1 protein-coding gene is annotated in these 11,781 nt (G+C 72.4%); it reads right to left on the bottom strand.

All coding sequences use genetic code 11. The features are described from left to right. Nucleotides 1-215 precede the first annotated feature (215 nt). Nucleotides 216-11,765, bottom strand: coding sequence for a non-ribosomal peptide synthetase (locus D7W79_RS08900; protein ID WP_244221665.1), 11,550 nt, complete (start codon nt 11,763-11,765; stop codon nt 216-218). Between the last annotated feature and the right edge of the window lie 16 nt (nt 11,766-11,781).

The raw sequence follows: 11,781 nt of genomic DNA on the forward strand, positions 1-11,781 counted from the left end.
CTTGAGGTTGCGGAGCCTTCCCATGGCAAGGGCGGGGCCACGCGGGCCGCCAGGGCCCCACCGATGGGATTCCGGGACGTTGCAGGCGCACCGGGGCCTTCTGGCGCGGGGACGACGCCGCGAACGTGCCAGTCCTGGCACGCGCGCGGGTGCCGCCCAGGGGACGGCGCTGTCATGCCCCCCGGGCTTCCACGGCAGTCACGGTGGACTCCGGCCTACCGCGAGGTGTCCCGTGCCGCGCGCTGGAGCGCTTCCGCCAGACGCTCCGCGAGCCGCTGGACGTGGGGCGCGCGCAGCAGCGTGTAGTGGGTGCCGGGGAGGACTTCACGCGTCAGCTCGCCGTGGACGTGCCCGCTCCAGCCGTCGTCCCTGGCGGGCCTGCCGTCGCCCGCCTGGAGCAGGAGGACGCGGCCGGTGAACGTTCCGGGACGGTGGACCTTCAGCGCCCGCAGGTTGTGGGTGAAGACCTGGAGGAGCGTGCGCCCCGAGGCCGTGGACGCCTCGGGCGACGCGAGCTGTCCCTGGTCGAGCTGGAACAGCGCGGCCACCTGACGCGCGTCATCCACGTCGAGCGCCACCCGGTCGTCCGTCGCCGCGCTCGGGTCGATGAGCGCCACGAGCTCCACGGTCTCTCCGCGGGCCTGGAGCTGGCGGGCCATCTCGAAGGCCACCACGCCTCCCATGGACCAGCCTCCCAGGCGATACGGACCGCGAGGCTGCACGGTGCGCACGGCCGCCACGTAGAGCGCCGCCATCGCCTCCACCGTGTCGAGCGGCGGACGGCCTCCATCCAACCCCTGCGATTGGAGTCCGTAGAAGGGTTGATCCGGGCCCAGCTGCTTCGCCAGCGCCGCGTACGCGAGCACGTTGCCGCCCACCGGATGGACGCAGAAGAAGGGCCGCTGCGTGCCCTCGCGCTGGATGGGCACGAGCGGGGAGAAGACCGTGGGCGCCTGCTGGAGCAGCCGGGCCAGCGTCTCCACCGTGGGCGCCTGGAAGAGGGCGGCCAGGGGCAGCTCGCGGTGGAACCGCTCCCGGATGCGCGCCATCAGCTTCACGGCGAGCAGCGAGTGGCCCCCCAGCTCGAAAAACGGCCGCGTCACGCCGATGGGCCGGACGTCCAGCAGCTCCTCCCAGAGCGCCACCAGCTCCCGCTCCAGGTCGTCTCGTGGGGCGACGTCGGTGGCGCCGGAAGGACGGGAGGCCGGTGCCTCCGGGACGTGCATCCGGCGCAGCTCCTCCTCCGTCAGCAGGGAGGCCCGGTCCAGGGGCGCGTCGGGCGCCGTGAGGATGGTTTCCAGCAGCGTGCTCCAGCGCTCCATCAGCCGCTGGACCGTGGCGGCTTCGAAGAGGTCCGTGCTGTACGTGAGCGCGCCCTGGAAACCGTCGGGCAGCCGCGTCAGCGCCAGGTCCAGGTCGAACTTCGCCGTCGTGGAGAGGCTCTCCACCGCCTGGAGCGTCAGGCCGGGAAGCACGGCCTCCGGCTCCGGCGTGTTGTGCAGCGCGAAGAGGGCCTGGAAGAGCGGGGTGCGGCCCAGGTCGCGCTCGGGCTGGAGTGCCTCCACCAGCCGCTCGAAGGGCAGGTCCTGGTGTTCGTACGCGCCGAGCGTGGTGGCGCGCACCTGCGCGAGGATCTTCCGGAACGACGTGCCCCCGGCGAAGCGGGTCCGGAGGACCAGCGTGTTGACGAAGAAGCCGATGAGCCCTTCGGTCTCCGCGTGGCGGCGGTTCGCGATGGGCGTGCCGACGAGCACGTCGTCCTGTCCGGCGTACCGCGACAGCAGCAGCTGGAACGCGGCCAGGAGCACCATGAAGGGCGTGGCGCCCTCGCGCTTGGCCAGCGCCTCCACCGCGTCACTCAGTGCCGGGGACAGCTGGACGGGCAGCCGCGCGCCATGGGCGGAGCGTCGGGGCGGACGGGGCCGGTCGGTGGGCAGCGCCAGTGCGTGCGGCGCCCCTTCGAGCTGCCGCTTCCACCAGTCGAGCTGTCCCTCCAGCACCCGGCCTTCCATCCACTCGGCCTGCCACCGGGAGAAGTCCGCGTACTGCACGGGCAGCTCCGGCAGTGGTGACGGCTGGTCCTGGCGGAACGCTGCGTAGAGCGCCACCAGCTCGCGCACGAGCACTCCGAAGGACCAGCCATCGGAGACGGTGTGGTGCGTGCACAGGAGGAGCACGTGCTCCGTCGCGTCCAGGCGCAGCAGCGTGAAGCGTGCAAGGGGCCCGGTGCCCAGGTCGAAGGGACGCAGCGCATCCGCGTCCGCCCGACGCCAGACCTCGGCCTCGCGCTCGTTCGCGGGCAGGGCCTCCAGGTCCTCCATGCGCAGCGTTCCCGTGGGGGCCGCGTGGATGCGCTGGCGTGGCGCTCCGTCGTGGGACTCGAACGTCGTGCGGAGGGTTTCATGCCGCTGCACCAGCGCGTCGAAGGCCCGCTGGAGGGCGGACACGTCCAGCGCTCCGGTCAGCCGCAGCGCGAAGGGCATGTTGTAGAGCGGGCTGCCCGGCTCCAGCTGGTCGATGAACCACAGCCGCTGCTGCGCGAAGGACAGGGGCGCGAGTGCTTCCCCCTGCGTCCGCGTCAACGGCGGCAGCGTGGGCGTGGGCGCAGCGTCCGGCAGCCGCCGTGCGAGGCCCGCCACGGTGGGGGTTTCGAAGAGGGCCCGGACGGCCAGCTCCACGCCGAAGCGGGCGCGTACGCGGGCCACCACCTGCGTGGCCAGGAGCGAGTGTCCGCCCAGCTCGAAGAAGTTGTCATGGCGGCCCACGCCGGGCACGCGCAGCAGCTCCTCCCAGAGAGCGGCGAGGCGCTCCTCGGTGGGCGTGACCGGAGGTTCGGAGATCCGTGCGGGCAGCCGCGAGGCGTCCGGCACGGGCAGCGCCTTGCGGTCCACCTTGCCGTTGGGGGTCAGCGGCAGAACGGGCAGGGCGAGGAGGGCCGCGGGCACCATGTACTCGGGCAGGTGCCGGTGCAGGTGCTCTCGCAGCGGAGCGGTGTCCACCTCCGGCGTGACGTAGGCCACGAGGCGCGCGTCACCCGGAACGTCCTCGCGGACCAGCGCCACCGCGTCCCGGATGCCAGGGTGCGCGCGCAGCGTGGATTCGATTTCGCCCAGCTCGATGCGGTGGCCGCGCAGCTTCACCTGGAAGTCCAGGCGGCCCATGAACTCGAGCGTGCCGTCCTCGCGCCACCGGGCCTTGTCGCCCGTGCGGTACAGCCGTGCGCCTGGCTCCGTGCCGAAAGGGTCCGGCATGAAGCGCTCGGCGGTCAGGTGCGGACGGCCCAGGTAGCCGCGCGCGACGCCGTCACCGGCGAAGCACAGCTCTCCGGGCAGGCCGAAGGGCACCAGCTCCTGACGCTCATCGAGGATGTACGCGCGCAGGTTGTCCAGCGGCCGGCCGATGACGGGCAGCGCGTGGGACGTTCCCTGCACGTCCCACACGGTGGCGTCCACGGTGCACTCGGTGGGGCCGTAGGCGTTGAAGGCCCGCGTGCGTGAGGTCTCGGCGAGCCGCCGCCACATCACCTCGTCCAGCGCCTCGCCGCCCACCAGCATCAGTGACGGCAGGCGGGGACGCTCCAGCATCCCCGCGTCCAGGAGCAGCTTGAGTTGCGCGGGCGTGCAGTCCAGCGCGTCCACCCGCGTCCGCTCCAGCCACTCGAGCATCCGCTCCGGCTCCAGCCGGAGGTCGTCCGGGACGGGGCACACGCAGTGGCCGTCCAGCAGCTGGAGCACCTGCTCGATGGAGGCGTCGAAGAACAGCGGCGCGTTGATGCTGACGCGGAGCCCCGGAGGCTGTCCCGCATAGGCGGTCCGCAGGAGCGCGTGGCGCAGGTGGAGCAGCGAGCGGTGGCGCACCATCACGCCCTTGGGCGTGCCCGTGGAGCCGGAGGTGTAGATGACATAGGCGAGGTTGTCCGCGCCCGACGACGGCGGCGGGTTCTCCGTGAACCTGTCCGACAGTCGGACCGGTTCGGCGTCCAGCCGCACCAGGTGGGGCACGTCGGGGCCCCACGCTTCTTGCAGAGCCTGCGTCGTCACGAGCACGGAGGCGCCACAGTTCTTGAGCAGCAGTGACTTGCGCGCGGCGGGCGCGGATGGGTCCAGCGGCACGAAGGCGCCTCCGGCCTTGTTCACCGCGAGCAGCGCGATGACGCTCTCCGCGGAGCGCTCCAGGCACAGGCCCACCGGGACCTCCGGCCCCACGCCCAGCGAGCGCAGATGCCATGCGAGCTGATTGGCCCGGGCGTTGAGCTGCTGGAAGGACAGCGTCGTCTCCCCGAACACCACGGCATCGGCATCCGGGGTTCGCGCCACCTGCTCCTCGAAGCGGCCGTGCAGCGTGCCGTCTCCGTCGAAGGACGACACGCCTCCGGCCAGCTCGCCCAGGAGCTGCTGACGTTCCTCCGTCGAGACGAGGGACAGGCTGGACAGCGGTGCATCCGGTTGCGTGAGCACCGTCTCCAGCAGCACGCGCAGGTGCGTGAGGAGCCGCGCCATGGTGGGACGCTCGAAGAGGTCCGTGGCGTATTCGAGCTTGCCGTGGAAGCCGTCGTCGCGGCGGTCCAGGTCCAGGCTCAGGTCGAACTGGGACGTGGTGCGCTCCGCGAGGGCCGCGGGCCGCACGGTGAGCCCGGGCAGCGACAGCTCCGGCACCGGCGCGTTCTGGAGCGCGAACATCACCTGGAACAGCGGCATGCGCCCCAGGTCGCGCGTCGATTGCAGGGACTCCACCAGCCGCTCGAAGGGGATGTCCTGGTGCTCGTACGCGCCCAGCGTGGTGGTGCGCACCTGGGCCAGCAGCTCCCGGAACGTGGTCCGGGCGCCGAAGCTTCCGCGCAGCACCAGCGTGTTGACGAAGAAGCCGATGAGCCCCTCGGTCTCCGCGTGGCGGCGGTTCGCGATGGGCGTGCCGACGAGCACGTCGTCCTGGCCGGAGTAGCGGTGCAGCACCGTCTGGAAGGCCGCGAGCAGCACCATGAAGGGCGTGGCGCCCTCCTGCCGCGCCAGGGCCTCCACGCGCTCGGACAGGGCCAGGGGCAGGTGCACCGGCACGGTGTCGCCGCGCTGGGTGGAGACGGCGGGGCGGGTCTTGTCGGTGGGCAGCTCCAGGGCGCGGGGGGCTCCTGCGAGCTGCTGGGCCCACCACGCGAGCTGCGCCTCCAGCGCCTCACCCTGGATCCAGCCGCGCTGCCACAGAGCGAAGTCCGCGTACTGCACGGGCAGCTCCGGGAGCGCGGGCGGACGGCCCTCGCGCAGGGCCGCGTAGAGGGCGGTGAGCTCGCGCACCATCACGCCCAGCGACCAGCCGTCGGAGACGATGTGGTGCAGGTGGAGCACCAGCACGTGCTCCTCCGCCGCGAGCTTCAACAGCAGGGCGCGGATCACCGGCCCGCGCTCCAGGTCGAACGGCCGCTGCGACTCCACCGTGGCCCGGCGCTCCGCTTCGCGCAGGCGGGCTCCGGCGTCCTCCAGCGCTGTCAGGTCCACGCGCTCCAACGGCACGGTGGCCCGGGCGTGGATGTGCTGCACGGGCTGGCCCGCCTCCGTGCGGAAGGTGGTGCGCAGGGCTTCGTGCCGCGCCATCAGCGCATCCAGGCTTCCCTCGAGCGCGGACTCGTCCAGCACGCCGAGCAGCCGCAGGGCGACGGGCATGTTGTAGAGGGCGCTGCCCGGTTCGAGCTGATCGATGAACCACAGCCGCTGCTGCGCGAAGGACAGCGGCAGCAGCGGAGGCCTGGGCGCCCGGGTGAGCGGCGGCACCTGTGCATCGCGCTTCGTGGTGGTGCCCAGGTGCTGCGCGAGCGCGGCCACGGTGGGCGCGTTGAACAGCTCACCCAGGGGCAGCTCCACGCCCAGCACCGCGCGGATGCGCGACACCACCTGCGTGGCCAGGAGCGAGTGTCCGCCCAGGTCGAAGAAGTCGTCATGGATGCCCACGGCGTCCAGGTGCAGCACCTCCGCCCAGATGGCCGCGAGACGGGCCTCCAGCGCGTTCCGGGGGGCCTCGCGCGTCGACTCCGGGGACCGGGGCGCTTCGGGCGCGGGCAGGGCCTTGCGGTCGACCTTGCCATTCGGTGACAGCGGCAGGGACGGCAGCATCACCCAGGCGGACGGCACCATGTAGTCGGGGAGCTGTCGCTGCGCGTGCGCCTTCACGCGGTCGGTGCTGGCTCCGTCTTGCTCGAGGACCACGTAGGCCACGAGCCTCTTCTCACCGGGCACGTCCTCGCGCGCGAGCACGATGGCCTCGCGCACGTCCGGGGCCTGGCGCAGCACGGCCTCCACTTCGCCGGGCTCGATGCGGAAGCCCCGCAGCTTGAGCTGGAAGTCGGTGCGGCCCAGGAACTCCAAGGTGCCGTCGTCGCGCCAGCGGGCCCGGTCACCCGTGCGGTACAGCCGGGCGCCCGGCGTGGCGGAGTGGGGATGGGGGATGAACCGCTCGGCGGTGAGGTCTGGCCGCTGGAGGTAGCCCCAGGCCAGGCCGTCGCCGCCCACGTACAGCTCGCCGGGGAGTCCCGGCGGAAGGGGCTGGAGGTGCGCATCCAGCACCCACGCGGTGGAGTTCGCCAGCGGCCGGCCAATGGGCACCGAGCGCTCCACGGTGTCTCCGGCGCGCAGCGTGTGCGTGGTGGAGAAGGTGGTGTTCTCCGTGGGGCCGTATCCGTTGACGAGCACGGCGTCCGGCGCCATCCGCGCCAGGTGCTCCCGCACGCGAGGCACGGGCAGCACATCGCCGCCCGCGAGCACCTGCCGCACACCCGCGAGCGAGGCGCCTTCGTGCAGGACCATCTGCTCGAAGAGGGCGGCGGTGAGCCACAGCGTGGTGACGCCCTCCACGGTCAGCAGCGTGCCCAGCTCCGACAACGAGAGTGCACGCGGTGGCGCCAGCACCAGCTTCGCGCCGTGCAGCAGCGCGCCCCAGAGCTCCAGGGTGGACGCGTCGAACGCGACCGGTGCCGCGTGGAGGAACACCTGCTCCGGGCCGAAGGAGATGAAGCCGTTGCCCCGGACCAGGCGCACGATGCCCCGATGCGGCACGCTGACACCCTTGGGACGGCCCGTGCTGCCCGACGTGAACATGACGTAGGCCAGCGCGTCGGCGGGCACCCGCACGTCCAGCGCCGTGGCCGGCTGCTTCGCGATCAGCTCCGCCTCCGCGTCCAGGAGGACCAGGAGTTCGGCCACCGCCGGCAGCTCATCCGCCAGTGCCTCCTGGGTGACGAGCACGCTGACGCCCGCCTCCTGGAGCACCCAGGTCGTGCGATCCGCGGGGGCCTTCGCCTCCACGGGCACATAGGCCGCGCCCGCCTTGAGGATGCCGAGCATGCCGGTGACGAGCTCCGGCGAACGCTCCACGCACAGCCCCACGCGATCCCCAGGCCGCACGCCCAACCGCCGCAGGTGATGCGCGAGCTGGTTCGACCGCCGATCAAGCTCCGCGTAGGTGAGCTCGCGCGCCGTGACCGCCGGCAGGAAGGCCCCGGCGCTCGCGGGCATCTTCTCGATGATGGCGTCCGGCGTGCGCGCTGCCTGCTCCGCGGACAGCGCGGGTGAGAAGGCCTCAGCGCTCGCGGGCATCTTCTCGGCGGCGGCGTCCGGTGTGCGAGCCGCCTGCTCCGCGGACAGCGCGGGCGAGAAGGCCCCGGCGCTCGCGGGCATCCGCACGGCGATGGCGTCCGGCGTGCGCGCGGCCTGCTCCGCGAACAGCGCGGGCACGGAGGCGTCACGCGGATACTCCGTCGCGGTGTCGCTCCAGGTGGCCAGCACCTGTCGCCGTTCCTCCGCCGTGAGCAGCGGCAGGCGCGTCAGCGGGGTCGCTGGCGCATCCACCGCGGCGTCGAGCAACACCTTCAGGTGCCGGGCCATCCCGGCCACCGTGCCGGGCGTGAACAGGGCGGTGTTGAAGTTGAGGCCTCCCGTGAAACCCTCCGGCGCACGGTGCAGCAGCAGCTCCAGGTCGAAGCGGATCGCGCCCGGGTCGGCGTTCATCGGCTCCAGCGTCAGGCCGGGCAGGGCCAGCGCCGGCAGCGGTGCGTTCTGCAGCGTGAAGGTGACCTGGAAGAACGGCGTGCGGGAGGCGTCGCGCGCGGGGTGCAGCTCCTCGACGAGCTTCTCGAACGGGAGGTCCTGGTGCTCGTAGGCGCCCAGGGTGGTGTCCCGCACGCGCTCCAGCAGGGAGCGGAAGGTGTCGTCCTCGCGCAGGCGCGTGCGCAGGACCACGGTGTTCGCGAAGTAGCCGATGAGGGCCTCGGACTCGGCGTGACGGCGGCCCGCGATGGGGGAGCCCACCAGCACGTCGTCCTGACCGGCGTAGCGGCCCAGCAGCACCTGGAACGCGGCCAGCAGCACCATGTACGGCGTGGCGCCCTCTCGCTTCGCCAGGGCCTCCAGGGCTTCGCTCGAAGCGGGCGGGAGGGTGACCGGCATCAGGGCACCCCGGAAGGTCTGCCGGGCCGGACGCGGATGATCCGTGGGCAGCTCCAGGTGCGACGGCGCGCCTTGCAGCTGCCGGCGCCAGTAGCCGAGCTGTGCCTCCAGCACCGCGCCCTGCAACCAGCCGCGCTGCCACAGCGCGTGGTCGGCGTACTGCACCGGCAGCTCGGGCAGCGGGGACGGCAGGTTCTGGGAGAGGGCGGCGTAGAGCGTGCCCATCTCGCGCACCAGGACGCCGGTGGACCAGCCGTCGGAGATGATGTGGTGCAGGTTCAGCACCAGCACGTGCTCGGTGGGCGACAGCTTCAGCAACAGGGCCCGTAGGAGGGGACCCTGCTCCAGGTCGAACGGCGTGCGTGCTTCTTCCGTGGCCAGCCTTGAGGCCTCGGCGCGGCGCTGCTCCAGGTCCGGGATGCCGGTGAGGTCCACCTGGCGCAGGGGCAGCGGGCCCGGTGCGTGGATGACCTGCTCCGGAGCGCCTTCGTACTCACGGAACGTGGTGCGCAGGGCTTCATGGCGGCGCAGCAGCCGGTCGAAGCTCCGCTGGAGCGCGGCAATGTCGAGCGTGCCCTCCAGCCGGAGTGAGAACGGCATGTTGTAGGCCGTGTCCGCGGTGCCCAGTTGATGGATGAACCACAGCCGCTGCTGCGCGAACGACAACGGCAGCACGGCGGGCCGCACCCCGCGCGTCAGCGGCGTGAGGCCGGTCGACGCGGTGGGCTCGGCTGCCCCGGGCTGGACTGGAGCGGGGGCCACGGCTCCCGACGGAGCGATGCGCCGGGCGAGTGCCTCCACCGTGGGGGCTTCGAACAGCGTGCGCAGCGGCACCTCCCGGCCCAGGCGCGCACGCACGCGCGCGGCCACCTGGGTCGCGAGCAGCGAGTGGCCCCCCAGCTCGAAGAAGCTGTCCCGCACGCCGACCCGCGCGATGCCGAGCACCTGCGCGAAGATCTCCGCCAGGGCGCGCTCGGTGTCGTCGCGCGGGGCGATGGGCTCTGTGCGAACGGCGGTGGGCGCGTCCGGCGCGGGCAGGGCCTTGCGGTCCACCTTGCCGCTGGAGGTGAGCGGCAGGGCGTCCAGACGGACGAGGACTGAGGGCACCATGTACTCGGGCAGCCGCGAGTGCAGGAACGCGCGCAGCCCCGCCGTGTCGAGCATCCCGCCTTCGACGGTGACATAGGCGATGAGGCGCGGTCCTCCCACGTCGTCCTGGCGCACGACGGCCACGGAGTCGCGCACGCCGGGCCAGGACTGGAGCGCGGCTTCGATGTCTCCCAGCTCGATGCGGAAGCCACGCAGCTTCACCTGGAAGTCCGCGCGGCCCAGGTACTCCAGCGAGCCGTCGGTGCGCCACCGGGCGATGTCACCCGTGCGGTACAGGCGTGCGCCGGGCGTGTCGCTGAAGGCATCGGGGATGAAGCGCTCGGCGGTGAAGGTGGGGCGGCGCCAGTAGCCCCGGCCCACCTGCACACCGCCGATGAACAGCTCCCCCGGGATGCCCACGGGCACCGGCTGTCCGTGGCGATCCAGGACGTACATGCGCGTGTTGGCCACGGGCCGTCCAATGGGGACCACGCGGAGTGATGCGTCGCGTGGGCACTCCCAGGACGTCACGTCCACGGCGGCCTCGGTGGGGCCGTAGAGGTTGTGCAGCGTGGCGTGCGGCAGGCGGGCCTGCGCGCGGAGCACCAGGTCCGCGGGCAGGGCTTCGCCGCTGCACATCACCTGGCGCAGGCGCGTCAGGGACTCCAGGCCGGGCTCCTCCACGAAGACGCGCAGCATGGACGGCACGAAGTGCGCGGTCGTCACGCCCTCGCGGGCCATCAGCGCCAGCAGGTAGTCCGGCTCCTGGTGTCCGCCGGGCCGTGCGAGCACCAGCCTCGCGCCCGTCATCAGTGGCCAGAAGAACTCCCACACGGACACGTCGAAGCTGAACGGCGTCTTCTGCAACACCGTGTCCGAAGGCGTGAGGCCGTAGCGCGCCTGCATCCAGTGCAGCCGGTTGACGACACCCGCGTGCGCGTTCATCGCGCCCTTGGGACGGCCGGTGCTCCCGGACGTGAAGATGACGTAGGCGAGCGAGTCCTCACCGGCCAGCGGCGGAGGCGGGGCCGCGGACTGGCGCGCGATGGCTTCCCACTGCGCGTCCAGTGCGATGACCTGCGCGGTGCCGCTGGGCCGCGAAGCGCGGGCTCCTCCCCGTGAATCCTGCGCGAGAGGGTGCTCGGCATGCGAAGGCAGCGCGGCACGGAAGCGCTCCTGGATGAGGAGCACGGACGCGGCCGTGTCCTCCAGCATCCCGGCGAGCCGTTCCGCGGGTGTGGCCGGATCCAGCGGGACGTAGGCCGCGCCGGACTTCAGGACGCCCAGCAGGGCGACGACCATCTCCAGGGAACGCTCCAGGCAGACGCCCACCAGGGTCTCCGGACCCACGCCGCGAGCCCGCAGGTGGTGCGCCAGCTGGTTGGCCCGCGCTTCGAGCTGCGCGTAGGTGAGCCGCTGGTCCTCGAACTGGAGCGCGATGGCCTCGGGCGTGCGTCCGGCCTGGGCCTCGAAGAGGTGGTGGAGCGTGGCGCCACGGGGGAAGTCCACGCGCGTGTCGTTCCAGCCGCGCAGCACCTGCTCGCGTGCGGCCGGCGTGAGCAGCGGCAGCGTGGAGACCGGCGCATCCGGCGCGGCGACGATGGCCCTGGCCAGCACGGTCAGGTGCTCCGCCATGCGGGCCAGGGTCGCGGCGTCGAAGAGGGCGGTGGCGTACTCCAGGCGGCAGCGCAGGCCGTCGCGCTGCTCCCAGACCTCCAGGGTCAGGTCGAACTTGGACGTCGTCACCGGCACGTCCACGCCGCCAATCTGGAGCCCGGCGCCTCCCGTCGTCTGGGCCTCGGGCACGTTGATGACGTTGAGGACGGTCTGGAACACCGGCGTACGGCTCAGGTCGCGAGGCACCTGGAGCACGTCCACCAGTTGCTCGAAGGGCATGTCCTGGCGCGCGTAGCCGCCCAGCGCCTGCTGCTTCACGCGCGACACGAGCTCCCGGAAGCCCGGCGTCCCGTCGAGCTTCGCGCGGAAGGCGAGCGTGTTGACGAAGCAGCCCAACAGGCCTTCGACCTCGGGGCGGGAGCGGCCGGCGATGGGTGTGCCCACCGCGAAGTCGTCCTGTCCGGAGGTGCGGGCGAGCAGCACCTGGAACAGCGCCATCAGGACCATGAAGGACGTGGCGCCTTCGCGGCGGCCCAGGGCGAGCAGGGGCTCGGACAGCTCACGGGGCAGGTGGAAGGCGTGGGCGGCGCCCGCGTAGGACCTGTCTCTTATAAACATCTCCGAGCCCACGAGACATGCGCAGATC

This window comes from Corallococcus exercitus, from assembly GCF_003611585.1.
GTDB lineage: Bacteria > Myxococcota > Myxococcia > Myxococcales > Myxococcaceae > Corallococcus > Corallococcus exercitus.